28 protein-coding genes, 2 tRNA genes and 1 pseudogene are annotated in these 25,104 nt (G+C 68.7%); 12 read left to right on the top strand and 19 right to left on the bottom strand.

Features of this window, described 5'->3' with window-relative positions:
- Positions 1 to 179: 179 nt before the first annotated feature.
- Positions 180 to 1,322: a helix-turn-helix domain-containing protein gene (locus IEY73_RS30460; RefSeq protein WP_229716303.1), complete on the bottom strand. Its 1,143-nt coding sequence runs from the start codon at positions 1,320 to 1,322 to the stop codon at positions 180 to 182.
- A gap of 5 nt (positions 1,323 to 1,327) precedes the next feature.
- Here IEY73_RS30460 and IEY73_RS30455 point away from each other — a divergent pair, with 5 nt between their 5' ends.
- The 6 genes from IEY73_RS30455 to IEY73_RS30430 all read left to right on the top strand — a co-directional run bounded on the left by IEY73_RS30455 (position 1,328) and on the right by IEY73_RS30430 (position 4,425).
- A complete protein-coding gene (locus IEY73_RS30455) occupies positions 1,328 to 1,900 on the top strand; it encodes a tyrosine-type recombinase/integrase (protein ID WP_229716302.1) in 573 nt (190 codons plus the stop codon).
- A gap of 294 nt (positions 1,901 to 2,194) precedes the next feature.
- Positions 2,195 to 2,416 carry a type II toxin-antitoxin system VapB family antitoxin gene (locus tag IEY73_RS30450; RefSeq protein WP_189082799.1) on the top strand — a complete coding sequence of 74 codons (222 nt, stop codon included), beginning with the start codon at positions 2,195 to 2,197 and terminating at the stop codon, positions 2,414 to 2,416.
- Positions 2,413 to 2,835 (top strand): PIN domain-containing protein, encoded by a 423-nt coding sequence (locus IEY73_RS30445; protein ID WP_189082798.1) that lies wholly within the window; start codon positions 2,413 to 2,415, stop codon positions 2,833 to 2,835. Before IEY73_RS30450 ends, IEY73_RS30445 begins: the two co-directional genes overlap by 4 nt.
- Positions 2,836 to 3,062: 227 nt before the next feature.
- Positions 3,063 to 3,341, top strand: a complete 279-nt coding sequence (locus tag IEY73_RS30440) for a type II toxin-antitoxin system Phd/YefM family antitoxin (RefSeq protein WP_189082797.1) — start codon at positions 3,063 to 3,065, stop codon at positions 3,339 to 3,341.
- The gene (locus tag IEY73_RS30435) at positions 3,338 to 3,748 is read left to right on the top strand and encodes a type II toxin-antitoxin system VapC family toxin (RefSeq protein WP_189082796.1); all 411 of its coding nucleotides are present in this window, start codon (positions 3,338 to 3,340) and stop codon (positions 3,746 to 3,748) included. Before IEY73_RS30440 ends, IEY73_RS30435 begins: the two co-directional genes overlap by 4 nt.
- Positions 3,749 to 3,963: 215 nt before the next feature.
- Positions 3,964 to 4,425 carry a hypothetical protein gene (locus tag IEY73_RS30430; RefSeq protein WP_189082795.1) on the top strand — a complete coding sequence of 154 codons (462 nt, stop codon included), beginning with the start codon at positions 3,964 to 3,966 and terminating at the stop codon, positions 4,423 to 4,425.
- A gap of 8 nt (positions 4,426 to 4,433) precedes the next feature.
- Here the strand turns inward: IEY73_RS30430 and IEY73_RS30425 are convergent, their stop codons facing one another.
- From IEY73_RS30425 to IEY73_RS30390, 8 genes and pseudogenes are all read right to left on the bottom strand, one after another.
- Positions 4,434 to 4,874, bottom strand: a complete 441-nt coding sequence (locus IEY73_RS30425) for a helix-turn-helix domain-containing transcriptional regulator (protein ID WP_189082794.1) — start codon at positions 4,872 to 4,874, stop codon at positions 4,434 to 4,436.
- A 529-nt stretch (positions 4,875 to 5,403) separates the two neighbouring features.
- Complete coding sequence (locus IEY73_RS30420) at positions 5,404 to 6,903, bottom strand: P-loop ATPase, Sll1717 family (protein WP_189082793.1); 1,500 nt, start codon at positions 6,901 to 6,903, stop codon at positions 5,404 to 5,406.
- A gap of 113 nt (positions 6,904 to 7,016) precedes the next feature.
- On the bottom strand, positions 7,017 to 7,310 hold the full coding sequence (locus tag IEY73_RS30415) for a hypothetical protein (RefSeq protein ID WP_189082792.1): 294 nt from the start codon (positions 7,308 to 7,310) through the stop codon (positions 7,017 to 7,019).
- A gap of 6 nt (positions 7,311 to 7,316) precedes the next feature.
- Complete coding sequence (locus IEY73_RS30410) at positions 7,317 to 7,769, bottom strand: DUF2637 domain-containing protein (protein ID WP_189082791.1); 453 nt, start codon at positions 7,767 to 7,769, stop codon at positions 7,317 to 7,319.
- Positions 7,770 to 8,115: 346 nt separating this feature from the next.
- Positions 8,116 to 8,304, bottom strand: a pseudogene (locus IEY73_RS33930) (tyrosine-type recombinase/integrase); the annotation flags it as partial.
- Positions 8,305 to 8,566: 262 nt separating this feature from the next.
- Positions 8,567 to 8,643 (bottom strand) — tRNA-Ile (locus tag IEY73_RS30400).
- A 47-nt stretch (positions 8,644 to 8,690) separates the two neighbouring features.
- Positions 8,691 to 9,956: an NAD(P)/FAD-dependent oxidoreductase gene (locus IEY73_RS30395; protein WP_189082790.1), complete on the bottom strand. Its 1,266-nt coding sequence runs from the start codon at positions 9,954 to 9,956 to the stop codon at positions 8,691 to 8,693.
- 140 nt (positions 9,957 to 10,096) lie between these two features.
- Positions 10,097 to 10,169: transfer RNA gene (locus IEY73_RS30390), tRNA-Asn, on the bottom strand.
- Positions 10,170 to 10,367: 198 nt separating this feature from the next.
- On the opposite strand from IEY73_RS30390, the gene IEY73_RS30385 reads away from it, so the two are divergent.
- Positions 10,368 to 10,673, top strand: a complete 306-nt coding sequence (locus IEY73_RS30385; protein ID WP_189082789.1) for a hypothetical protein — start codon at positions 10,368 to 10,370, stop codon at positions 10,671 to 10,673.
- 81 nt (positions 10,674 to 10,754) lie between these two features.
- On the opposite strand, the gene IEY73_RS30380 is transcribed toward IEY73_RS30385, so the two are convergent.
- The 9 genes from IEY73_RS30380 to IEY73_RS30340 form a co-directional block, all read right to left on the bottom strand.
- Entirely contained in the window at positions 10,755 to 11,822 is a 1,068-nt protein-coding gene (locus IEY73_RS30380; RefSeq protein WP_189082788.1) for a sugar phosphate isomerase/epimerase family protein, read from the bottom strand.
- 520 nt (positions 11,823 to 12,342) lie between these two features.
- Positions 12,343 to 13,509, bottom strand: coding sequence for a YihY/virulence factor BrkB family protein (locus tag IEY73_RS30375; protein ID WP_189082787.1), 1,167 nt, complete (start codon positions 13,507 to 13,509; stop codon positions 12,343 to 12,345).
- A gap of 183 nt (positions 13,510 to 13,692) precedes the next feature.
- The gene (locus IEY73_RS30370; protein ID WP_189082786.1) at positions 13,693 to 14,502 is read right to left on the bottom strand and encodes an ABC transporter permease; all 810 of its coding nucleotides are present in this window, start codon (positions 14,500 to 14,502) and stop codon (positions 13,693 to 13,695) included.
- A 17-nt stretch (positions 14,503 to 14,519) separates the two neighbouring features.
- Complete coding sequence (locus IEY73_RS30365) at positions 14,520 to 15,275, bottom strand: ABC transporter permease (RefSeq protein WP_189082785.1); 756 nt, start codon at positions 15,273 to 15,275, stop codon at positions 14,520 to 14,522.
- Positions 15,275 to 16,204 carry an ABC transporter ATP-binding protein gene (locus IEY73_RS30360; RefSeq protein ID WP_189082784.1) on the bottom strand — a complete coding sequence of 310 codons (930 nt, stop codon included), beginning with the start codon at positions 16,202 to 16,204 and terminating at the stop codon, positions 15,275 to 15,277. The genes IEY73_RS30365 and IEY73_RS30360 overlap by 1 nt, the downstream gene beginning before the upstream one ends.
- Before the next feature lie 49 nt (positions 16,205 to 16,253).
- Positions 16,254 to 16,784 (bottom strand): hypothetical protein, encoded by a 531-nt coding sequence (locus IEY73_RS30355; protein WP_189082783.1) that lies wholly within the window; start codon positions 16,782 to 16,784, stop codon positions 16,254 to 16,256.
- Positions 16,781 to 18,625 (bottom strand): DNA primase, encoded by a 1,845-nt coding sequence (dnaG, locus tag IEY73_RS30350; RefSeq protein ID WP_189082782.1) that lies wholly within the window; start codon positions 18,623 to 18,625, stop codon positions 16,781 to 16,783. Before dnaG ends, IEY73_RS30355 begins: the two co-directional genes overlap by 4 nt.
- Before the next feature lie 45 nt (positions 18,626 to 18,670).
- Positions 18,671 to 19,882 carry a deoxyguanosinetriphosphate triphosphohydrolase gene (locus IEY73_RS30345; protein WP_189082802.1) on the bottom strand — a complete coding sequence of 404 codons (1,212 nt, stop codon included), beginning with the start codon at positions 19,880 to 19,882 and terminating at the stop codon, positions 18,671 to 18,673.
- A 7-nt stretch (positions 19,883 to 19,889) separates the two neighbouring features.
- Positions 19,890 to 20,270 carry a VOC family protein gene (locus tag IEY73_RS30340; RefSeq protein ID WP_189082781.1) on the bottom strand — a complete coding sequence of 127 codons (381 nt, stop codon included), beginning with the start codon at positions 20,268 to 20,270 and terminating at the stop codon, positions 19,890 to 19,892.
- 330 nt (positions 20,271 to 20,600) lie between these two features.
- Here IEY73_RS30340 and IEY73_RS30335 point away from each other — a divergent pair, with 330 nt between their 5' ends.
- The 4 genes from IEY73_RS30335 (at position 20,601) to IEY73_RS30320 (ending at position 23,147) form a co-directional block, all read left to right on the top strand.
- A complete protein-coding gene (locus IEY73_RS30335) occupies positions 20,601 to 20,981 on the top strand; it encodes a roadblock/LC7 domain-containing protein (RefSeq protein WP_189082780.1) in 381 nt (126 codons plus the stop codon).
- A gap of 55 nt (positions 20,982 to 21,036) precedes the next feature.
- A complete protein-coding gene (locus IEY73_RS30330) occupies positions 21,037 to 22,152 on the top strand; it encodes a DUF4388 domain-containing protein (protein ID WP_189082779.1) in 1,116 nt (371 codons plus the stop codon).
- A gap of 52 nt (positions 22,153 to 22,204) precedes the next feature.
- A complete protein-coding gene (locus tag IEY73_RS30325; RefSeq protein WP_189082778.1) occupies positions 22,205 to 22,690 on the top strand; it encodes a roadblock/LC7 domain-containing protein in 486 nt (161 codons plus the stop codon).
- An 85-nt stretch (positions 22,691 to 22,775) separates the two neighbouring features.
- Positions 22,776 to 23,147, top strand: coding sequence for a hypothetical protein (locus IEY73_RS30320; protein ID WP_189082777.1), 372 nt, complete (start codon positions 22,776 to 22,778; stop codon positions 23,145 to 23,147).
- 43 nt (positions 23,148 to 23,190) lie between these two features.
- On the opposite strand, the gene dusB is transcribed toward IEY73_RS30320, so the two are convergent.
- A complete protein-coding gene (dusB, locus tag IEY73_RS30315) occupies positions 23,191 to 24,354 on the bottom strand; it encodes a tRNA dihydrouridine synthase DusB (RefSeq protein ID WP_189082776.1) in 1,164 nt (387 codons plus the stop codon).
- A 42-nt stretch (positions 24,355 to 24,396) separates the two neighbouring features.
- Here dusB and IEY73_RS30310 point away from each other — a divergent pair, with 42 nt between their 5' ends.
- Entirely contained in the window at positions 24,397 to 24,867 is a 471-nt protein-coding gene (locus tag IEY73_RS30310) for an XdhC family protein (RefSeq protein ID WP_229716301.1), read from the top strand.
- Positions 24,868 to 25,104: the final 237 nt, after the last annotated feature.

Genomic DNA, 25,104 nt, shown 5'->3' with positions numbered 1-25,104 from the left:
CGGCGTGGCGGCGCGCGCCGCCCTCACCTCCCCACTGAGGTGAGGGCCGGCCGCCTCGGGTCCGACGCGACCGGGGGGGGGAATGGGAAAGGTCACGCCGACGCCGGCCCTCGCGAACGATCGTCACCGGGCGATGGCGGTGAGTGAAGATCTGTCGCGTCCGGATGCGTCCGCGCCGACTATGGACGGTCGGCGGACACGCCCATACGGCGCGCCAGCCCGTCCACCCTGTGCCGCACCTTCGCCGACGAGGTCGCCGCGGCGATCTGGCGGGCCTCGGCAAGCGCCTGACGTGCCCCGTCGAGATCGTGCGCGCGGCAGTGCGCCTCGGCGAGATGGCACAGGTAGACGCCGGCCCACTCCGCGCGCCGAGCCTCAGCGGTCATGCCGTCCAGTCCGGACGTGAGCATCTGCACGGCCTGCGCATTGCGCTGGCCGCTGTGCGCGCCCAGGTGCTTGAAGACGAGACCGCGCTGAATCACGAAGAACGTCGGGTCGTAGTAGTACGACCAGGGCGGCATGGTGTCCGGGTCCTGCGTGGCGGCAATGTCCACGGCCTCACCGATGGCGCGCAGCGCTGCTTGCTCGTCGCCGCAGATCGCCAACGCCCGCGCACGCTGCCCGCCCGAGTAGGCGCGCTGGGCCGGATACACGGCGGGGTCGCGCTGCGCCGCCTCGGACAGGCCAATCATCGACCCGAGACGGCCGAGACCCTCGGCCAGGTACCCCTTGAAGCTCAGAGCGGTGGCGATCATGTCCCGGTCGCCGCGCTCCGTCGCCCACTCCAGCGCGAGGCTGAACGCCGCATCGGCCGCTGCGGGATCTCCGGTGGCCGCATGCAGCCAGCCGACGAACTGCGCCCACTGCGCGCCGACGTCGAGCAGCCGCGGGCGCATCCCGTCGCGGGATTCACCCACCAGCGCCTCCAGCGTGCCGAGCTGGGCCACCGCAGAGGCCAGCACCGGCGCGGACCCGATGGTGTCCTCCAGGCGTCGCTGTGCGGCGAGCAGGCCGGAGAGCTGACCGGCAACGACGGCGTCGGCACGGCGAGGGTGCCGCGCGGCGTAGGCCATGCGCGCCTCGTCGGGCAGCGCGTCGGCGGGGCGCACGAGGTCGGCGAGCCGGCCGCCACCGTCGAGTGCGTCGTCGAGCCGTGCCGCCAGATCGCGGGTCGGCTGCGCGCGGCCCTGTTCGAGGTCGTGCACGGTGGTCTTGGACTGGTAGACGTGGGCGGCCAGTGCCCGCAATGACATCCCGGCGAGGGTGCGCAGGCGGCGCAGCTCGGCGGGGAATGCAGGGTCGACGACCGGCGGAACGGCCATGGGCAGTGCTCCCTGGTAGCAGTCAGGGTGGCGGCCGACTGCTACGACCGGCCGCCGGGATTCCACGGTACCGGACGCTGCCGCTGCGGTCGGGCGAGATCGTCGTCAAGGGCGGACTGATCCTGAAACCGCCCAAGGGTAAGAGCAAGGGCACCGTGCCGCTGCCGGCGGAGTTCGTCGCCGAGTTGCGCACACACCGGGAGGTGCAGGATCTCGAACGGATGATGGCCGGTGCCGCATACGCCGCTCACGGTCTCGTATTCGCCGACCGGATGGGCGGCCCGGTCAGCCCGGAGGCGGACTGGCGGGAATGGCAGCAGCTTGAAGCCGAGGCGGGCATCGAGGGCATGTACCGGCCGCACGACGCCCGGCACTTCGCCGCGACGTTCTTGTTGGCCCAGGGGGTTGATGTGCGGGTCGTGCAGCAGATCCTGCGGCACTCGTCGGTACGGGTGACCGAAGGCTATGCGCACGTCGCGTCGGCGATGGCGCGGGATGCGGCCGACCGGATGGGGCGGGCGCTGCCGAGGTCCGAATCGGCCATCGACTGGAATGACCCGTTGGGTAACCGCGAGTGACCCGCAGCATGTGTCAGTCAGGGCGGGTACACCCTGCCGTACACCCTTGACCTTGATGTTTTCGAGTTTGGTGCTGGTGGACCGGACGTTGCACCATGCGAACCGCACCGTCAACATCCACGGGACGCCACTTCTGGGGAGTTTTGCCAGTTCACGGCGCCAAAGCGCACGTTGACGTCGGGTAGGCCATCGGCGGCTCAGCTAGTCGAACTCGACGCCGAGCAGGTGCGGTGACCCCGCTTGGTATGGTGGGAATGTATGAGAGCTTCGTACATCATCAACAAGGAGGATGCTGTGGCTATCACTCAGATCGACCTCGATGATGACGCTCTCGCCGAGGCGATGCGACTCTCCGGCGCGCGAAGCAAGAAAGAGACGGTAAACCTCGCCCTGCGGGAGTACGCCGCCCGGCACCGCCGCATCGCGGCACTCGATCACTACGCCGCCGCCGCCCAGACGTGGGACTACGAGGGGTGGCAGGACATGCACGCCGCCGGCAAGACACCCGCTGCGTGATCCGCTACCTGGCCGACTCGTCAGCGCTATGGCGACTGCTACGCGATTCGGACGTACGGGCGGGCTGGGCCGACGTGATCTCTGACCACGCGATCGGATCATGCCAGCCGCAACGGACCGAGTTCCGCCGTTCGGCCCGCAACCTCGACGAGTACGAGCAGATGACCTCCATGTTCGTCGACCTCTATCCGGACGTCCCCGTACCGAAGTCAGCGTGGCAATGGGTCGAGTCCGCCCAATACCGCCTGATGCGCGCAGGAGCGCACCGAGCGTTGTCATGCGTAGACCTGCTGATCTGCGCCTGCACCGCCATCCGCGGACTCGTGATCCTGCACGACGACAACGACTTCGCGACGGCCGCACGGCACCTACCAGACCTGGCCGAACGACGAGTTCACTCGCTTCCAAAGTCCGCGTGACCGCCGCCGACCGACCCGACGAACCGTCCGCATCGGGTCCGTACGCCCGTCCGTTTGGGTATCCGTATGGGTGGGGCGGAGGCAACACCATGCGAACCAACCGGCGACGATAATCGGTGACCCGTTGTTGCTGCGTTTGCGCAGGTCAAGATAAGCGCAGAGGCTGATCGCAGCCGCCGCAGCGGAGTGACTGGCGACGTAGAACATCCTGTTCTACACTCGCGTCCATGGAGCGCATCGGTGTGCGGGAGCTGAACCAGAACACGAGCCAGGTGTTGGCTCGGGTGAGCGGTGGCGAGACCGTTGAGATCACGGACCGTGGACACCCGATAGCCCGGCTTGTTCCGGTGGGTGACGACATGTCGACGCTGGCCAGGCTGGTAGCCACGGGGCGAGCTGTCGCCCCGTCCGGCGGCGGTCCTGTGCCGCTTCCGCCGAAGCTTGGTGACGAGGGTGTGGACGTAGCTGACACTGTCGCCGCGATGCGAGACGAGGAGCGCTGGTGATTTATCTCGATTCCGCCGCCGTCGTCAAGCTGGTTCGGCAGGAAGCATGCAGCGCCGACCTGGTCTCCTGGCTCAACACCCACGACGATGTGCCGCTGGTCTCGTCCGCTCTCGTCGAAGTGGAGGTGCCGAGAGCGTTGCGCCGGTCAGCCCCGCAAGCCTTGATCGGTGTCCCGGCGGCCGTCGGACGGCTCTTCCGACTGGAGATCGACAACACGATCCGCGCGACCGCAGCCGCGTTCGCCGAGCCGACGCTGCGTAGCCTCGACGCCATCCACCTAGCCACCGCCCAGGTTCTGACCAACGAGTCCGGGACAGCACTCATCGCCTTCGTCACCTACGACCGGCGACTGCTCGAATGCGCCAAGGCCGCAGGACTGCCCACAGCAAGTCCCGGCCAGAACTGACCGCCTTGCCGGCCGACCTTGCCGGCGACGGGCTGAGTCGTCAACTGAGGTCGCGTGCGAGACGGGCGAGGTTAGCCGATCGGCGGTGGCCTCGCCGACCAGAGACGGCAACCTTGACCTGCCGACATCCGGCCCCGATGCGGAGCTACCCGCTCGCGACCCCTCCGTTTGGGTATCCGTTTCGAGTGGGCCTGCGGTACCAGAATGCGAAATCCGTGCTGACGGTCGCGTCGTCAGCCGTGGCCATGTTCAGATGGTGGCAGTCTCGACAGGATCAATTTGGAGGTTGCGCTGGACTCGGCGACCCGCACGAATCGATGACTCCCCGGGAGACGACTACAACCAAGATCGTGTGCCGACTAAGGGCGAAGTTCAACGCGATCCTTATCGCGGTGGCGACGGCACCACCGAAGCGGTTCTCCGGTGGTGGCTACTGGGAAGCTATGCACGGTGACATGACTGGCTGGTTCGAAGTGCGCGTCGATGGCCCACGCCGACATCACTACCGGTTGTACTGTCTGCTGGACTACGATGCGGCTGAGCGGGCCAAGCCGATGCTGGTAGTGATCACGGGGTTGGACAAGCCGTTCCGGACGAAACTGTCGGAAGCGGACTACAAAGATGTTCGGGAGCTCGGCATCGAGTATCGTTCCCGCAATCCGCGATCGTTGTTGTAGCGCTGCGACTACGCGGCGTCGGCGGTCTTGGCGCCTGAGCGGGGCCGAACCTTTGAACCGCGCAGTGTCTGCAAGTGGGTAACGAGGGCCGCAGTATCGCCGTGCTCACCGCTGACCAGCGGCTCGGTGATCTGCTTGCGCTCCGCAGGAGGCAGCGGCTCGAGTGTCAGGCGCATGCCTAGAGCCGCGGCGATCTCTGCGACGGTGCTCAGGGTCGGGTTTGCTGAGCCGTTGGTGAACAAGCGGCGGATCGCGTCGGGGTTCGCCCCGATGGCGCGTGCAAGAGCGGCCTTGGACAGGCCAGCGGCCAGGCGGGCCTCGTCGAGCGCGTTGACCGTCGCGTCGATAGTGGCGATGCGGACCGACTCCACCACGTAGGTGCGGAGGAACTCGGGATCTTTCAGGTCTTCAGCGAGGTCGTCCCAGAAGGCGGTGTTAGCGGTTGTCATGTCCGTCCCTTCGGCTCCCTGACGACAGAACCGTAGCATAAATGTCACAGTCCCGGCGATGGTGCATGAGACACCAGGCCGACGAGTGATGCACGCGTGGTCAGGCGTCCGCAGGGACGCGCGGCGAAACGGACACAATCCGAAGATGGCCGCAGGTAGCGGCATAGCACCGCCGAGCCGGGCGCGCGCGGCCGGGACTAGTGCTCGTGCCCGTCCGTTTGGGTGTCCGTTTCGAGTGGGGCGGGCGGGACTCGAACCCGCGACCGAGGGATTATGAGAGCGTCGCTCCAGCTGGCCCACAGCCTCTACCAGCTACTCCTCTAACGTCGCGATGGTCTACAACCGCACCATCGTCACCAGTCGGCCCTGTTTCGCGTCACGACTCGTGTCATGCGCTCACGCCGACGTCCTGAACGGGAGCGGAACCGTGCCGGCGCCGCGTGGCGGAAGCCTGACGCGTTGCACTGAGCCGATCTGGGCCTCGCCCGCAGTTTCGAACGCAAGTCTCTTTCTCGTTAAGTCGCGCTCGTCAGGACTGAGTTTCGGTAAGGCCAAGAGTTTCCTTCAAGCCTCGATGCACATAGAAATAAGCCGCATCGGATTCGAAAGGTACTGACGGGTCAATGTATCGGAATTGATAAATCAAACCTGCGCCGGTTACTGCACGTTCGAATCCGAGGATGGAGAACTGGTATAGCAGGGACAGGGAGTCTTCGATTGACAATTTTAGTTCAAATTTCCGCCTCGCGACTTCGAAAGCGGCCTCATAGTCCGATCGTTCAAATTTAGCGGCACCAACAATCCGCAAAACTTCGAGATAGCTTTGCCACGCTGGCTCAACTGCCGCAATCTCGTCGTCCAGTTCGCGACGAAAGTAGTTTGAATATGGAACGCGTGCCGCCTTGACGTCGCTGTTCGAGATGCGTAGATCCTCATTCGGAACGCCTTCACGAGGACCTCGGGATTTAGCCGCACTTAGGGCAAGATTCGCAAACTGGATAACGTCCCTGGGGCGCAGAAAGGTTCGGAATGTCATATGCTGGAATTTGTGTTGAGTTCCGCGCGTGAGCTGGTCATCGAAAGCTTTCCCCCATGCTTCGTCTAGATTCTTTACCTCTAGCTCCTCCTTAATGCGCCAGTCCAAGAGGTGCTTGAGGCTGGCCCCAGTTCGTTCAAGCTGGTCATGCCAGGCCAGCTCAACCATCTCAGCGTTTACAATCTTATTTTTGTCGCCGAAATGCAGGAGATCAAAGATGTCCGTACGAAGGAACACGACCGGGTGAACTGGGATTCCATTCCGCGTGATTCGTGAAACGAAATAGCGCATTGCAAGAAGAAGTCCCGTTACGCGATCGAGGTATTCGGCTTTTTCTGGCTCAAATCCAAGATCGAGCTCGTCAAACAGCACGTAGGTCTTAGGCGTCTTACTGTTGAGAACCTCAAGTTTCGCAAACAGCCAGTCATTAATTCTGGTGAGCGTCGCGCCGAGGCTCTCGCCGGTCCGAGATTGAGTGAATCCGCCGAGAGAATTCTTGAGTACCTCTGGCTTAACGTCAATCTTGTCGAGCCGAAGCCCGCCGGCAGGGAATAGGTGCCGGAAGTCGAGGTCGGTGGTTCCGTAGTTGTGTCGCAAAAACTTCGATACATCATCGAGCGCTCTACGCTGATGGCGATCCAGCCCCGGTCCAGCCGCTTTGATAACCGATGAGAATGTCTCAATCAGCATGAGGAAGAGCCATGATGAAACAAATCGCTCGGTGGAATCGACTTCGGTCGAGGCATACTTCAAGTGCGCTGCCCAGGGATACTGCTTGAAGGTTAGGCCCACGCTCAGACTGCTCTCACGCCCGGCGCTGTTTCTTACCGCCAAGTACAACGCGGTCTTACCGGACCCCTTACGCCCTACTACCAGGTGCCTTCGCCCACTGGTAAGCAACGAAAAAGCTGGCGTCTCTACAAAAAAGCGCTCGATGTCGTCATCCTCGGCAGCTGTTCCGCCGAACGATTCAACTTCGTTGAGATTCCGCACAGACTATCCCCTACCGATCGCTTCGTAACCGATAACCGCGCCGCTCAATCATAGCGGCTGGCGTTCACGCAGGGTGGGTCGTGGGCTCGCCTAGGTGCTGCGAGCCCACCCGTCTAGAACAGGCCCAGTTGGCTGTACCCGATGGGCGCGTTCGACTTCGGCGGCATGTCGCGAACGATCGAATCGGCAACGTCGGCCGGATTCGGACTGGTGGCGATCGGCACGCTTGCGATTATGTTGCCCGCGGCGGTAAGGAACAGTCCTGCCTCGCGCGTTCCGAGGTTAACGACGCTCACCCCGGCCAGCGCGAACACCTGGATTTGACCGGGCGCCACCATGTGCGCCTCAACCACCAGGTCCGGCCGCTCGTCTGCGTGAAGGCCGGACCATCCCGTCGCGATTCGCACCCACGCTCACCGCCCCTCGGTGAGCTTGGCCAACTCGCGGTCCATCCGGCGCCGGCCCGACTTCACCAGCCGCTCCGCCGCCTGCTTGTTCGCCGCCCGCGTCGCCCGACCCTTCTCGGCGGCCGCCGCCCGCTTCGCCGCCCGCTCGCGCTCGACGTCGACCTCGCGGCCCTCCATGCGGTCCGACAGCCACTCGCTGAACACGAACAGCGCCACGATCAGCACCCCGTACACCCGCTCACCCACCGTGTCACCGGCGAACACGTTGCACGCCAGGCTCAACAGGCCGGCCGCAACCTGCACCCGGAACCCCAGCTGCCGCGTGGCGCGGCTGAAAGCCGCGCCACGCATGACCATGCCGATCACCGCGATCCCGTCGATCGCGAACGGCGTCGTCCACGCCTGCCACCCGTGCAGCTCCAGCTTGTGCGCCGCCTCGATGACGTGAGTGAAGCTCACGGCCAGGGCACCGAAGAAGTAGAGCTTGAAGATCAGGATCCCGCCACGATTCGTTGATGATCCGCGCGGCGTCCGCGACGCTCGGCGGCTGCGGATCGGGATGCGGCAACGCCGGCTTATCCGCGTACTCGGCCGGATTCACCGCGATCCACTTCCAGCGCACCGCCCGGTCCAAGGCGCCGCTCAGAATCCAATGGATCTGGCGCACCGTCGAATCAGCGAGACCCTTGCACTGATGCGGCCCGCACCGGTCATCGCACACGTGCTCCCGGCTCGTCCGATGCTGGACGAACCGCCGGCCGTCGCAGTGGTCCCGGCACTTCCTCAGCCGCGCATAGAACGTCTCCAGCAGCTCGGCGTCCACCCGCGCCACGCGCATCTTGCCGAGCATCGGCCGGACGTGCTTCTCCACCTTGCGGACGTACCCAACCCGCGTGGACGGCTCCACGTCCAGCACCTCAAGCCAGCGGTCAAGAAGCTGATTTACCGTCGCCTTAGTGCGCGGATTGCGCCGCTCGTCAACCTGACTCAGCATCCGGGTACGCGCCTGCTCGGCGAGCTTCGGCGCGTCCGGCCCGGCCGGAATCGTCTCGACCAGGTCGTGACGCCGGCCGGTCAGCGGGTCCGTGCCGCCGTAAACTCGGACACGCAGAGCACCGCTCGGCAAGGCGTCAATCGATCCTCGCTGCCGCTTGCGAGGGCGCGCCGCTCGCGTCATGAGGGGCACGCTAACACCGTTCGCGTCACATCCCGTGTCACGAACGGCCGATCAAGCGAAGCTGATCGAGCGTCTTGCCTGGTGGGGCGGGCGGGACTCGAACCCGCGACCGAGGGATTATGAGTCCCCTGCTCTAACCCACTGAGCTACCGCCCCTTACCGGCGGTGATCCTAGCCTGTGCCACCAACTCCGCTCCACCGAGCTATGCGCTCAGCGCTCGCGCACCCAAGGTGTTCAGCACCGCGCCCGCCGTGCGCCATCCGCTGGCGAGGGCGCCCTGGATCGATGGGCTGTCTCGGTGGTCACCCGCGACGAAAATGTTGTCACCGAGCGCGACCGGCTTGCGGAGGTTGCCCTGCGGGACGCCGGCGACCGGCAACGCCTGGGGGATCGAGTAGACCTCGATCAGGTCCCAGTCGTCGGTGGGTACGCCGTAGAGCCGGGACAGTTCGACGCGTACCACCGACTCGGAGGCGCCCGACGGCGCGGAAACGCCCACCACCGAGGCCGCGACGAGGGATTTTCCGGGCGGAGCGTATTCCGGTGCGGCGTTGCTCATGACCACGGTGTTGGCGACGATCTCGCGGCGGTCGCCGTCGACGAGCAGCACGGGGTCGCCGATCGGGGCGTGGTCGGCACCGAAGTAGAACGTGGTGAGCCCGTGCATGTCGGGAGTGGGCAGCGCGGGCAGCAGCGCGGCGGCGGTGACCGGGTCGGTGGCGACGACGACGGCGCGGCAGCGGATTTCGCCGCCTTGGGTGACCACCCGTCCGGGTTCGATGGAGAGGGTGCGCGCGCCGACGAGCAGTTGCGGGTACGGCAGGGGGCCGGCGACGGCGCCGGGCAGGGCGCCCATGCCGGCGGCGGGTACCCCGATGCGGCCCCGGGCGAACGATCGCAGCACCATGGCGAGGACGTGGCTGGAGGTGTCCAGGGACCGGTCGGCGAACACCCCGGACAGGAAGGGGCGCAGCACCTCTTCGATCATCCGGTGGGACAGCCCGGCGCGGCGCAACGCGACCTGGGTGGTGGTTTCCGGCGCGGCGAGCAGCCGGGACACGGGCATGGTGGCGCATTTGGTGGCGAGCGCGGCGAACCGGAGCCGGTCGGCGAGGGTGCCGACGCCAGACCCGACGGTCTGCGCGACGGACAGCGGTTCCCGCAGCGGATTCTCCAGGCGGTGCAGCTTGCCGGCGCGACGGACCAGCACCCCGGGGGTGAACCAGCGCATGTCGAGCGCGTCGATGTCGACCAGGGCGGGCAGTCGCGGGTACGCGGTGTTGAGCACCTGGAAGCCACGGTCGAGCCGCCATCCGTCGACGACGTCGGTGGCGACCCGCCCACCGAGCCGGTCGGATCCCTCGACGAGCAGCCAGTCGACGCCGGAGCGGTCGAGCCTGCGGGCGGCGGCCAGGCCGGCCAGTCCGCCGCCGACGATGACGACGTCGGTCTCAACGGGCTGTGACACGGGCACCTCTCACCGGTACGTACGTACGACGCGGATTTCAGCCTAGCCGCGAGCGCGCCGACCGGCAGGAGAAGAACCGAAGATCGCCCGCGAAACCGGTGCGAGGGAGGCGGGCATTGCATGCCCGGATCGAGGAGGAGCTCCCCCGACTGGACTCGAACCAGTAACCTGCCGGTTAACAGCCGGCTGCTCTGCCAATTGAGCTACAGGGGACTGCGCGTGGCCGCGGCACCCGCCAGCGCGGGTCTTCTTGGCGGCCGGATCTACAGTACATGACACGGCAAGCGCGTTGCGGGCGGGGGACGTGGCACGCCGCAACGGGGCTGAAACACTGCCATAGGTATGCCTGGCGGGCAGGATGGGTAAGGTCCGAACGACGCACGCGCGTCACGAACGGAAGGAGCCGCCATAATGCGCGGAAAGCTCATGTTCATCACGGGTCTTGCGGCAGGCTTCGTCCTGGGTAGCCGTGCAGGCCGGGAGAAGTACGAGGAGATCGCGGCGAACGCCAAGAAGGTGTGGGAGCACCCCACGGTGCAAGAGGCGGCCGGGGTGGCACAGGCGCAGGCCAACAAGCTCTACACCGAGGGTAAGGAGCGGCTGGACCAGTCGAAGGTCGGGCAGAAGCTGCACGCCAGCAGCGGCAAGTCCGACAGTGACCTGACGACGACCACCGACTCCCTCGCCGGATCGAGCAGTTCCAGCAGCACGTACTGACGGCTGCGCCGCTGCATACGCTGGGGCCGCCCCGCGCTGATCAGCGCGGGGCGGCCCCAGCGTATGCAGGTTCGGGCGTATCTAGGCTCGGGCGTCGGCGGAGGGCACCAGGCCCAGCCCGGACAGCTCCCGCCCGACGTGCGTCAGCTCGGCGGCGATGCCGTCGGCCAGCGCCGAGTCGCCGGCCGGGCGCTGGTCGGGCGGCAGCAGGCCCCACGTCTCGATCGCCACGTCGACGTGCTCGGTCTCCGGCAGCGCGCCGCCGACCAGGCGCATCAGCGCCGCATGGCACACGCTGGTGGTGGCCGCCAGCGGCGGCGCGGGATCCAGGTGCAGCGGCATGTGGTAGCGGATCCGCCACGCGCCGGCCGGGAGGTCGCGCAGCGCCTCGGACAGGTGGTCGGCGTACCCGCCGTCGGGGGTGGTGACCGGGTGGCGGTGGTCGTCCACGTACCGGCGCAGGGTGTCCGCCGCCACCACCGGGTTCGCGGTTTCCAGGGCCGCCGCGACCTGGACCCGGATGACCGAGATGCCGGCCCGGCCGAGTTCGTCGATGGTGGCCACCGGGTCCTGCCAGGTGCAGGCCAGGTCGGCGGTGTCGAGGCAGACGCCGACGCGGTCGCGGTCGGTCTTGGCCAGCGCGGCCACGCAGCTCGCGGCGGAGTCGAGCAGGAATCCGGGTTCGGGCCGGAAGCCGACGCGGACCGCGCGGCCGGTGTGCCAGGCGACTTCGGCCAGTCCGGCGGAGAGCCGGCCCAGGATGCGGTCGGCGGACTGTTGCTGCGCCTGCCCCCAGGAGTCCCGGCGGCCCAGTCCGAGCGTGGTGACGGCCCCGCGGACGGCGTCGTCGGGCAGCAGATCGACGAGGACGCGGGCCAGGTCCAAGGTGTATTCCAGACGCGCCGGGTCACTCCAGTCCGGCGCGTCCTCTCCGATCACCTCGCCGCCGCCCTCGGCGAACGGCACGCCGCTCAGCGAGCGAACTTCGAGGCCACGGGCGTCGAGTTCGGAACGCAGTCGGGTTCGGGCGCGTCCATCCGCGGCAAGGGCGGCGGCGAGGGTGGGCGGCAGCCAAAGGCTCACGCCGAGGGTGTCGACACCGAGCCTGGCGCGGATGGCGGAGGCGTAGGTGTCGAGTTGATCGACCACGGACGGCAGATCACGGGCAGGGCGGACATTCGTGCCGTGACTCAGGTGAACGAACCGGCCCGAGCGGTGGCGCAGCCGCATCAAACCCCTCCCACGCATCCGCACGTGCATCTGAACGTGCATCCGACCGTGCTTGCTGATCCAGTATGGACCAGCGGGCCGGGCGAATCCGAGTCGGCCGTGATCATCAGTCGGTGCATCGGACGACCTCCCTCCGCGTTGTGATGTGCCCACGAATACGAGAGTCATCCGGGGCTCGGATGAGCGGCGCACCCGTCGTGCGACGGCATGACCGGCGCGAACATGATCTCGGAGCGGCCCGCGGAGGATTGGATGCCCCGCTCAGCAGCCGCGATGAAGTGCGAACGGGCCGTTGAGAGCAAGGCGACACGCAAGGAAACGCCGATGCTCAAAGTTCACCAAATGCCTATTCGGACACGCACGTGTCGTCGCACCATCGGGGTAACGCGGGCGGCGGCCACCACCCCGAGGGGTAATGGCCGCCGCCCGTGCCGGTGCCCTATTCGTTGGTGCTGAGTCCCTGCTCGCTGCCCTTCTTCAACTTGCGGTCGTCGCGCAGCTCCAGGAAGGGCTCCTCGTCCGCGGGATGCCCGGCCGCGATGGCACGGCCGCGCTCCAGCTCGGCGTCCAGTTCCGCGCCGAGCATGATGGCGATGTTGGAGATCCAGAGCCAGACCAGGAACGCGATGACGCCGCCCAGGGTGCCGTACGTCTTGTTGTAGTTGGCGAAGTTGGCCAGGTAGATCGCGAACGCGACCGACGCGATGATCCACAGCAGCACGGCGCAGATGCCGCCCGGCGTGATCCACCGGAACCCGCCGGTCTTCGCGTTCGGCGACGCCCAGTAGAGGATCGCGAACATCAGGCTGACCAGGATGACCAGCACCGGCCACTTGGCGATGCTCCACACGGTGACCGCGACCGACCCCAGTCCGATCCGGTCCCCGACCGTCTCGGCGAGGTCCCCGGTGAAGATGACGATGAACGCCGACACGATCAGCATCAGGCCGATGACCGCGGTGACGCCGACCCGGATCGGCAGCGTCTTCCAGATCGGCCGGCCCTCGGGCACGTCATAGATGGCGTTGGAGGCGCGCATGAACGCCGCGATGTACCCCGAGGCCGACCAGAACGCCGCGACGATACCGATGACGGCGGCGAGGCCGGCCGTCCCGTTGCCCTGCACCTGCTTGAGAACCGTGTCGACCAGATCGCGGATCTGCGTGCTCGGCACCACCTGGTTCACCGTGTCCTGCACGGTGTCCTGACCGTTGCCGCCGATCAGACCGAGCACCGAGACCAGGACCAGCGCCCCGGGGAAGATCGACAGCACCCCGTAGTAGGTCAGCGCGGCGGCCCAGTCGGTCAGGTTGTCCTGGGAGAACTGCTTGCCGGTGCGCTTCATCGCGGCGAGCAGTCCCCCGCCACGTAGCTGCAAGGGGCTGTCCGGTCCCTCATCCGGGCCCGGCGCGGTCAGGTCGGTGTCACGGTCCTCCGCCGTCTTCGTGGAGGTGACGGCCTTCGTGGAGGTGGCGGCGCCGACGTCGTCGCCCCCGCGCTTCTCCCCGTGATCGGCCTTCGCAGTCGTCGACGTCGTCGATGACTGCGGCGGTCCGGCCGCGTCGTCGCGCGAGGTGTCGTCCTCGGATCGATGGAACAGTTTCATCGCGGGGGTTCCCTCCCGGGCGCATGGATGAGTCCGGCGTGGTCGTCGTCGTGCGCGCCCTCCCCGCCACGCCGCACGACAATTGACTTGTTGGGGTGATGCCCGCCACCGCCCTCATCTAATCCCCCCGCCCGCGCTCCGGCACAGCAAACGCTCAACTCACGTCCAGACGAGCCACCCGAGTCACTTGAGCAACAGGCGGGCCATCCGCCTTCCGGCCAGGGCCAGCCCGCCGGCGAACAGCGCGCACAGGTAGATCAGATCGACCACCTGGACCGCGCCGAACGACGTCAGGCAGATCCCCCGGATCAGATCCACCGCCCGGTACAGCGGGGTGATCTCCACCAGCATGCGCAGGGGCGGCCAGTAGTCCTGCGCCGGCACGAACGTGCCGGAGAACAGGAACAGGGCGAATTGAACCGCCGCGATCAGGTCGAACTCCTGCCAGCCCCGCATGAAGGTGGACAGCGCCATGCCGAGCGCCCCGAACGCGAACCCGACGAACACCGTCGCCGGGAACGCGGCGAGCGCCCGCGGCCACGAGGTCAGATCCATCAGCGTCATGACGACCAGGAACGCCGCGGCGTACACGGTGCCCCGCGCCATCGCCCAGATCAGCTCACCGGCGGCCACCTCCATCGGCCGCACCGGGGTGGCCAGCACGGCATCGTAGAGCCGCATGAACTTCATCTTCCCGAAGAAGTTGAACGTCGTCTCGGACAGCGCCCCGGACATGGCCGAGGCCGCCAGCATCGCCGGAGCGACGAATTCCGCGTATCCCACCACCCGGCCATCCGGTATCCGGATGTCGCCGATCAGCGCCCCCACGCCCACACCGATGGAGAACAGGTAGAGCAGCGGCTCCAGGAACCCGCCGACCATGACGATCCAGTAGGCCGAACGCAGCGCGGCGACGTTGCGCTCCACCATCGAGCCGGCGCGGCGCGCCGAGTCCCGGGCCAGCAGCAGCCGCGGCAGGGCAAGCGTGACCATCACGGCTCCTCAATAGATCAATAGACCAGTCGACGGTGGAACTGCCGGATGGTGAGCGCGATCCCCGCCGTCACCCACGACACCAGGACGGCCAGATGCGCGGCGGCCGGCCAGTGCGGAGCGATGCCGAGCATCGCCGCACGGCTCAGCTCCACGCCGTGCCAGAGCGGCAACGCGTACGCCACCCAGCGCAGCACCGCCGGCAACGCGCCGACCTCGAAGAACACCCCGGAGAACAGCGACATCGGCAACACCGCGAACCGCAGCAGAATGGCCAGGTAGCTGTCGCTGCGCACGGCGGCCGAATATGCCGTGGTCGGCCCGCCCACCGCGAACCCGACCAGCGCGCACACCGCCAGCGCGGCCGGCGTCCACCAACTGTGCACCGCGCCGAAGGCCGCCGCCACGATCAGGAACGCCCCGGCGCTGACCAGCACCCGGAACAGCAGGTAAAGAAAATCGCCGGCGACGATGTCGGCCAGCCGCAACGGCGACGCCGCCAGCGCGGAGTAGGTCTTCATCCACTCGAAGCGGCTCAGCACCGGCCACGTCGACACCCCGATCGCGGTCTGCATCGCCGTCGACGCGACCAGACCCGGCACGATCCAATCGAGATAGGGCACGCCCTGCACCCCGCCGGCCACATGCGCGCCCACCGCGACGCCGAAACCCAGCACGGTCAGCAAGGGCAGCACGAACGACGACAGCGCGCTCCCCCGCCAGGTGCGGCGGTAACCCACCATGTGGAACTCGAACACCGACCACGGCGCCATCAGTCCACCAACGTCCGGCCGGTCAGATGCAGGAAGACGTCCTCCAGGCTGCTGCGCCGCACCAGCGCGCTGGACGGTCCGAGCGAGCGCCGGTGCACCTCCGCGACGGCCTCGTCACCATCGGCCACATAGAGCAGGATCCGATCGGGCAGCACCTCCAGCCGCTCCCCCACCCCGGCCAGCTTCTCCCCATACGCTCCCTGATCCGGCACCGGGAACCGCAGCTCGACCACCTCGCGGGTGGAATAGCGCTCGATCAGCTCCCGCGGCGTCCCCTGCGCCACGATCCGGCCGCCGTCCATCACCACCAGGCGATCGCACAACTGCTCCGCCTCGTCCATGTAGTGCGTGGTCAGCACCAACGTGACGCCCTGCTGTTTGAGCCGGAACAACCGTTCCCACACCAGATGCCGCGCCTGCGGATCGAGACCCGTCGTCGGCTCGTCCAGCAGCACCATCTCCGGCTCGTTGACCAGCGACCGGGCGATGGTCAGCCGGCGCTTCATCCCGCCGGACAACGGCTCCACCCGGCTGGACGCCCGATCGCTCAACTGCACGAAATCCAGCAGCTCCGCGGCACGCTGCCGGGCCACCCGCCGGGAGATCCCGAAGAAACGCGCATAAGCCGTGAGATTCTCCCGCACGGTCAGCTCGGGATCGAGATTGTCCACCTGCGGGCAGACCCCCAGCCGGGCACGGATCCGGGACCCGGACCGAGCCGGGTCCATGCCGAGGATGCGCAACACCCCGGCCGACGGCGGCGAGACACAACCGACCATGCGCATGGTGGAACTCTTGCCCGCGCCGTTCGGGCCCAGGAAGCCGAACGCCTCGCCGCGCCGCACGTCCACGTCGATGCCGTCGACCGCGGCGAAGTCGCCGAACCGCTTGACCAGGCCACGCGCGTGGACCAGAGACTCGTCACTCACCCGCACGACATTAGGGCGCGGGTCTGACAACTTCCGCCTCGGACCGGGATCATTGCGGCGGCGCGGCCGCCACCCGAGCCGCGGTCACCAGTTCGTCGGTGACCGCCACCGTCTGCGCGGTCTCCACCGGGGTGCCCGAGTCGTACCGCACCGACCAGCTCAGCCCGTCCCGCCCGGTCACCCGTCGGGCCACCACCCGCACACCGCCGTCCGGCAACGGATGATGCGACGTGTAGGCCACCGACCGGGTCACTCGGGTGCGCACCTGATCCGGAAGCTCCCCCGGGCTCTGCAACTGGTACGCCACCGCGGGCGCGTCGACCAGCACCGTGTACCCCGCCCGCTCGTGCGCCACCTCGGCGGGGGTGATCCGCAACGCGGAACCCGACCACGCCGCCTTATGGATCTCGTGCCAGCCCAGCCGCCCCCGGTCCGGCAACCACAGGCCCCGGTTGGTCGCCACCGCGACCGGACCACCCGGGTCCGACCCGATATACGCCCACGCCAGGACGCGCTCGTCGGAATCCATCTCGGGCCGCCGATCGGCCGGCAACTTCGGCCGCCGACGCAGAAAACTCACCATCCACCTGCCGCCTGTTCACGCAGCGCACGGGCCTGCTGCTCAAGAGAGAACAGTTCCCCGGCCAGCGCCAGATACTCGTCCTTGTGCGCCACCGGATTCACCCGCTGCACCTTCGACTTCAGATCACGGATCCGCGCGGTCACCGCAACCGCCTGCAGCCGGGCCAGCGTGATCTGCACATACCGCGGGTCGGCCTCGCCATCCACATGCAGCGGGTCGACCGCCAACTCCCCGACGATCGCCTTGCCGGACAGATCCTCGCACTGCTCGCGAACCGCCTCGATCCAATGCACGCCCCCGGTGGCCGAGGCCGCACCGCCGGCCGCGCCGACCGCCGACCGCACCGCGCGGAACACCGGATCCGCGTACATCTCCGGACCCAGCGCGTCGAACATCGGACCGGCCATCACCGGCTGCTGCAACGCCAGCTTCAGCGCCTCCCGCTCGACCAACCGCTGCGGGCTGTCCGCCGGCTGGACCGGAACACGCGCCCCCCGCGGCTCGCCGCCCGACGCCGCGGCCACCGCCCGTTGCACCGGCTCCGGGTCCATGCCCAGATCGCCGGCCAGCTTGCGCGCGTACTCCGGACGCTTCTCCCGGTCCTTGAGCTTCGCCACCAGCGGCGCCGCCCGGCGCATCGCCTCCACCCGGCCCTCCACGGTGTCCAGGTCGAACCGCGACAGGATCTGCCGCAACGCGAAGTCCACCAGCGGCTCCCGGCCGGCGATCATGTCCCGCACCGCCATGTCGCCCTTGGCCAGCCGCAGCTCACACGGGTCCATGTTGTCCGGGCTGACCGCGATGAAGGTGCGCCCGACGAACCGCTGATCCGACTCGAAGGCCCGCAACGCCGCCTTCTGCCCGGCCGCATCCCCGTCGAACGTGTAGATGATCTCCCCGGCGAAACTATCGCTGTCCATCAGCAGACGCCGCAAGACCCCGATGTGATCGGCGCCGAACGCGGTGCCGCACGTGGCCACGGCGGTCGGCTCGCCGGCCTCGTGACAGGCCATCACGTCGGTGTAGCCCTCCACGATCACCGCCCGGCCGCGGCGGGCGATCTCCCGCTTGGCGTGATCCAGCCCGTACAGCACATGGCTTTTCTTGTAGAGCGGCGTCTCCGGGGTGTTCAGATATTTCGGGCCGTCATCGTCGTCGAACAGCTTGCGGGCACCGAACCCGATCACGTCCCCGCCGAGGTCTTTGATCGGCCAGAGCAGCCGGCGGCGGAACCGGTCGATCAGCGAACCCGAGCGGGCCGGCCGGGACAGCCCCGCCGCGGTCAGCTCCTCGGCCGTGTAGCCCTTCTGCCGCAGATGCTTGGTGAGCTGATCCCAGGCGTCCGGGGCGAACCCACAGCCGTACTTCTCCGCCGCGTCCCGGCCGAAGCCGCGCTGCGCCAGGAACTCCCGGGCCTTGCGCGCGCCCGGCCGGCCTAGCTGATCGCGGTAGAACGCGACGGCGTCGGCGTGCGCGGCAATCAGCCGCTGCCTCTGGCCGGTCTGCTGGCGCGGCGCCGGGTTCTTGTCGTACGAGGTGTCGTAGCGTAGCTGGATGCCGGCCTTCCCGGCGAGCCGCTCGATCGACTCCACGAACGTCAGGTGGTCGGCGTCCATCAGAAACTTGATGGCGTCCCCGCCCGCCCCACAGCCATGGCAGAAATAGACATTTCGGGCAGGGCTCACCGTGAACGACGGAGTCTTCTCGTCGTGGAACGGGCACAGGCCCTTCAGGTTGCCGCCACCGGCGGACTTCAAGGTGACGGTCTCGCTGATCACGTCGACGATCGACGTGCGGTCGCGGACCAGTGCGATGTCCTCGTCCTTCACTCTGGCCACCGCTACATCCTGCCTGTGCCACCCGGCCGACGGCCAACCGGGGCGTCAGCCGCGCTCGACCAGCCTCTCGTGCCAGGCGACGGCCGCGTGATCGGTCAGCGACGCCACCTGGTCGATCACCACGCGCAGCCGCGCGGCGTCGTCGGGGGCGGCCTTCCACTGCGGCGCGAACAGCGCGTCCAAGTCGTCGGGGGCGCGCCGGGACAACGCCTCGACCAGCTCGGTCAGGATCTGCCGCTGCCGCTCGTACCATTGCTCGGCCGCGCGGGCGCGCATCACGTACCGCAAGGCCATGCCCTTGAGCAGGGCGCACTGGTTGCGCACGGTGGGCGGCACCACCAGGTCGGCGTCGTAGCGGCGCATCGGTTCGGCGCCGTGCCGGCTGTGCGTGGCGCCGACCGCGCTGGCCACGAAGCGACCGGTGAGCACGCTGGTCATCCGTTTCAGAGCGACCTGTGCGGCGTACCCGCCGTCATAGTCGGCGACGGCACGCACCAGTTCGTCGGTGAGCAGCGCGGTGAGCGCCGCGCCGAGGGTGTCCGCGGACTCGTCGGAGTAGGTGGCGGCGACGTCGGCGCACAGCGCCGCCCGCTCGTCGGCGTCCTCGACGAGCGGGCGCAGCGAGAGGTAGCCGCCGTGCACCCCGTCCTCCACGTCGTGCACGGAGTAGGCCACGTCGTCGGCCCAGTCCATCACCTGGGCCTCCAGGCAGCGGCGTTCCCCGGGCGGGGCGGTGCGCCGCATCCAGGTGAACACGGGCAGGTCGTCGGCGTACACGCCGTACTTGCGGCGGCCGTCGGCGCGCGGCCACGGGTATTTGCTGGCGGCGTCCAGCGAGGCCCGGGTGAGGTTGAGGCCGGCGCCGTCGACCTTGGCCTCCAGGCGGGTGAGTACGCGCAGCGTCTGGGCGTTGCCTTCGAAGCCTCCGCAGGGCTGGGCGACCACGTCGAGGGCCGCCTCGCCGTTGTGGCCGAACGGCGGATGCCCGATGTCGTGGGCGAGGCCGGCCACGTCCACCACGTCCGGGTCGCAGCCCAGCCGGGCACCCATCTCCCGGGCGATCTGGGCGACCTCCAGCGAGTGCGTCAGGCGGGTGCGCAGGAAGTCGTCCGATCCGGCGGTGTGCACCTGGGTCTTGGTGGCGAGCCGCCGGAAGCCGGCCGAGTGCAGCACGCGCGCCCGGTCCCGCTCGAACTGGGTGCGGCCGTGGCCGCTGTCCTTGGCCGGTTCCGGGACCCAGCGTTCGGCGTCGGAGATCACCCTGTCAGCGTAGAGGTCGGCACCGCGTCGCGGTGGCGGCGCGGCTGCCGAGCACGCAGAACTCGTTGCCTTCCGGGTCGGCCAGGACCACCCAGCTCGCGTCGTGCTGGCCCACGTCCACCGGCCGGGCGCCCATGTCGATGAGGCGTTCCACCTCGGCTTCCTGGTCGTCCGGGCGCAGGTCGATGTGCAGGCGGTTCTTCCCGGTCTTGGTGTCCGGCACCGGGGTGAACACCAAGCCGGGCAGGGCGTCGGCGGTGCGGCGGATCTCCACCTCGTCCGGTGCCTCGTGCACGATGGTGTAGCCCAGCGCTTCGGCCCACCATCGCGCGAGCCGCTTGGGGTCCTCGGCGTCGACGACGATCTGCTCCCAGACGCTGGTCATCCGTGCTCCTCCCGCACTAGCCGTCGGAGGGCCACGCCCGCCGCAGAAGTGACGATCATGTTACGCCGGATCGGCGAGGAGGTTGCGGCCCGCGGACGGCAGCCGTCACGTGCAGTGAGGCGAAGATGACGCACACCGAGTGCGACTCGTCGTCGTGCGGTCAGCCCAGGATGGCTTCGGCGACGGCAGGCGGATTCGCATCTCCGCGTGGCGCCGTCGGAGACAGCGAAGAAGCAGCAGGCAGCGGACGGTGACGCGCGGAACCGGCAACCCGCGCGGCACCGGACTTACGAGGTGACCGGCAGCAATAGCAACACGCTGAGGAGAGATGTGCCCGGCGTCGACCACTGTCTACAGGAGGCCATGGCGATCCCTGGCGCGGTCGGAGCCAGCATCGTCGACTACACCACCGGATTCCCGGTCGCCACGACGGGTTCCGCCCCCAACGCCGACCATGACGCCGCAGCGGCCGGCACGGCCAGCGTGGTCCAGGCGGCCACGGACCGCTCGATGATCGTCTCGGCCGTGCCGAACGACCTGCTCGAAGACCTGATCATCACGACCGCTGGGGGTTATCACCTGCTCCGTCTGGTGCAGACCGACTTCGACAGCCGGCTGGTGCTCTATGTGTGGCTGGACCGCTCGCTCGGCAACCTGGCGGTTGCCCGGCGCCGCATGCAGAAGCTGGCCGACGAGCTCGTCGCGACCTGAGCGGCATCGCCGGGCTCGCCGGTGTCCGCCGAAACACCGACCGAAGGGATTGATCGTGCCGTCCTCGACGACCGCAGCGCCGGGTCGCCTGCTCACGCAGGCCGCCGGCGAGCGGCGGACCGGAGCGCTGGTGGTGGGCGGTCACCCCGGCGGGTCGGTCTATCTCATCGAGGGCATGGTCGCGTACGCGGAATCGCCGGCCGCCCCGGGTGTGGGCGAGTTGCTCACCGCGTCCGGGCGGCTGGCCGGGCGTACGTGGCAGGCGGCGCTGGATGCGGGCACGTCGCAGGCGCAGGTCGGGCGGATGCTCGTCGACCAGGGCCATCTGACCCAGGGAGAGCTGGAGCTGTGCGTGCTTGGCGCGACCTACGACGCGGCGTTCTTCGCGCTGTCCCCCGCCTCGGCCCCGGTGGACTTCCTGGACGGTGCGGTGCACTGGATGGGCGCGGTGGTGCGTGTCGACGCCGACGCACTCAACCGGGAGTCGCGTCGCCGTGCCCGGATGCTGGACGAGATCCTGCCCGACTCGCGGGTGGACTCCGCTCCGGTCACCCCGGCGGCACGGTTGCCGGTGGGGCGGGTCACGCTGACCGCCCTGCAGTGGGAGCTGCTGGTGCACGCCGACGGGCAGCGCACGCCGGCCGACCTGGCACAGCTTCTCGGCCGCGCCGGGTACGCGACGGTGCAGGAGTTGCGGCGGATGGCAGCGATAGGTCTGTTGCGGGCGCCGGTAGCCGGCGAGCGGGCCGGGCCGGTCCGGCTCACCGCGGTGCCCACGCCGGACGCTGCGCCACCCAAGCCAGCCGCTACGCCACCTTCGCCGGGCGCGGAGTCACGCCGCCGGGACCCGCCGCGGGGCACCGCGTCGCCGCGCCGCATACCGGGCTCTCGGTCGCCGGACGAACCACGCGCCGAGGTGCACGCGGTCGCGCCGCTGAGTCCGACCGGGACGCTGAGTCCGACCGGGACGACGCTGGGCCCGACCGGGACGGAGCCGACGGGGGACACCCGGCCGGAGACGACCGGACCGGTCCAGCGCCCGCCACGACTGGCCCGGCGCAAGCCCGGCGCGGGCATCCCGAAGGATGTCGCCGCCGAGCCACCGCCACCGCACGGCACCGACGAGGTGCTGTTGAAACGCATCCGCACGGCATTGCGGGCCTTGCGGTGACACGCGCGCCTCCCCTGCATGCGCACACCTCCACCAGGAAGGAGTCACGGGGATGACGGTCGATCCGGCGGTGCTGGAGGAGCTCGGACACCTCCGCACGAGGCTGCCGGAGCTGTCCGGCAGTGTCCTGGCCACCACCGACGGTATGGTGGTGGCGCACGACGCGCACCGCATCGAACCGGACAGCCTGGCCGCCCTCGCCGCGGCGCACCTGGCGCTGGCCCGCCGCTTCGCGCATGCCGTGGACCATGGCGAACTGCGCGAGTCGGTGGTGGAGTGCGAACGCGGCTACATCACCTCATACATGGCCGGGCAGGTGGCCCTGCTGACCCTGGTCACCAGCGGATCGGCCAACCTGGCGATGGTGCACCTGGAAGCGCGCCGCTGCGTGCAGCGGCTGATGCCGATGCTGGCCGAGGCGCTGCCCCCGGTGACGCGGCCGGAGATCCCGGTCCAGTCCGGCCCGGCCACCCCGCTGGCCCGGCGCACGCCGATGGCCACCCTGCCCACCAGCGTTCACCAGCAGGCGGCCGGTTGACCCACGACCTCGTCACGACACGCGACCCCACGAACGGCGCCGCCGCACGGCGAGCCGCCATCCCACCGCATTACGGAGGACATCCATGCCCGACATGGACACCGCACTGAAAGAAATCATGAACCTCGACGGCTGCATCGGCGTCGCGCTGGTCGACCACACCAGCGGGATGGCGTTGGGCACTCAGGGCGGCGGCAAGGACCTCGACCTGACCGTGGCCGCCGCGGGCAACACCGACGTTGTCCGGGCCAAGCTGCGGGCCATGGAGATGCTGAACCTCACCGAGAAGATCGAGGACATCCTGATCTCCCTGGACACGCAGTACCACATGATCCGGCCGCTGACGAGCCGCGCCGGAAAGGGCCTGTTCCTCTATGTGGCGCTGCGCCGTGACCGGGCGAACCTGGCCATGGCGCGGCACCAACTGAGGCGCATCGAGGCGGATCTGGACGTCTGACCCCGATGCCGGCGGGGAGGGCACTGCGCCGCCCTCCCCGCCGTCACCCGCCGGAGTTCTCCATTTCGGCGCCCTCCGGGACGGCGTCGTCGTCGCGGCTGTCCAGCCAGCCGTGCGGCAGGGACACCTTGCCGGGCGCGTTGACCCGCCCACGCGGCTGACCGAGCGCCTCCCGTGGGAACGGCACCCGCGGGTCCAGCCGAGCCAGCAGGTCGTCGAGCTCCGCCAGCGAGGAGACCATCGCCAGGCTGCGCCGCAACTCCCCGCCGACCGGGAACCCCTTCAGATACCAGGCGACGTGCTTGCGGAAGTCGGCGCAGCCGTGCCGCTCGTCGCCGAGCGCGTCGACCAGCAGGTGGGCGTGCCGGGACATGATCGCGGCCACCTCGCCCTGGGACGGCAGGGCCTGCGAGGGACGGCCGGCGAAGGCCGCTTCCAGGTCGGCGAACAGCCACGGCCGCCCGAGACATCCGCGGCCCACGACCACCCCGTCCGCGCCGGTGTGCGCCACCATGCGCAGCGCGTCGGCCGCCTCCCAGATGTCGCCGTTGCCGAGCACCGGCACGTCCAGGGTCTGCTTCAGCGCGGCGATGGCGTCCCAGTCGGCGTTGCCGGAATACCGTTGCTGGGCGGTGCGGGCGTGCAGCGCCACTGCGGCGACGCCAGCTTCCTGGGCGATCAGCCCGGCTTCCACGTACGTCAGATGGTCGTCGTCGATGCCCTTGCGCATCTTGACGGTGACCGGGATGCCGAAGGGTGCCGCCGCGGCGACGGCCTGGCCGACGATGCGACCGAACAGCCGGCGGCGCCACGGCAACGCGGACCCGCCACCACGCCGGGTGACCTTGGGTACCGGGCAGCCGAAGTTGAGGTCGACATGGTCGGCCAGCCCGTCTTCACCGACCATGCGGACGGCCGCCGCGGTGACATCGGGGTCCACCCCGTATAGCTGCAGGCTGCGAAAGTCCTCGTCGGGCGCGAACGAGATCATCTTGAGGGTCTTCGGAATGCGCTCGACGAGCGCCCGAGTGGTGATCATCTCGCAGACGTAGGCACCGCCGCCCTGCTCGCGGCAGAGCCGCCGGAAGGCGACGTTGGTGATGCCGGCCATCGGAGCGAGCACGACCGGCGGCCACACGTCATGCCGGCCCAGCCGCAGAGGCTTGGCCTGCGCGATCGGCGTCTGGTCGGCCGGTGCGAGAGTCATATGGTCGAGCATGGCACACCGGCTTCTGGCAAAGTCACGGCCATGACCGCTCCCCGCCGCCTGGTAGCCGTGTTCGCCTCCCCGGTGGCCGAAAGCCTGCTGCGCTTCGGCCTGGAACTGGGATTCCATTGCGTGCTGGTCGAGCCGGATCCGGCCCGGCTGGTCGGACCGCCACGCCCGCACGGCGACCAAGTGGTCGGTGACCTGGCGGCGGCGGGCCTCGACGGGCACACGGACGTGGTGCTGACCGACCATCACCGTCCGGAGATCGGCACCATCCTGAAGGAGGCGCTGGCGGCCCCCACCCGGTGGATCGGCATCGTGGGCAACCCCACGATCGCCGGGCCGCACGTGGCGGCGCTACGCGAACTCGGGGTGGACGAGGACGAGATCGCCCGGGTGCATCGCCCGATCGGGCTGAACATCGGCAGCAAGACGGCGGCGGAGATCGCGGTGGCGACGTTCGCGGGCCTGATCGCGGACCGCAACGGCCGGCCGGGCGGCTTCTTCTAAGCCACCCCGCCCCACCCCGCCCCGCACCGCACCGCCCCGCACCGCCCCGCACCGCAGCATCCCCCACGCGCACGTCTCCCCCGCGTCACCCGGACATCCGCGTCGATCTTGAACTTCGCGTGCCCGTTTCGGTCCGACAAGTCGGCCATGCCGGACCGCAAACTCCAAGATCTGTGAGTGTTGGTGTCAAGTGGTGGCTTGGAGGGTGCGCCAGATTTGGCGGGCTATGTAGCGTTT

This window comes from Mangrovihabitans endophyticus (genome assembly GCF_014646155.1).
GTDB lineage: Bacteria > Actinomycetota > Actinomycetes > Mycobacteriales > Micromonosporaceae > Actinoplanes > Actinoplanes endophyticus.
Note: the sequence above shows the minus strand (reverse complement) of the source record. Positions and strands in the feature narration are given on the sequence as shown.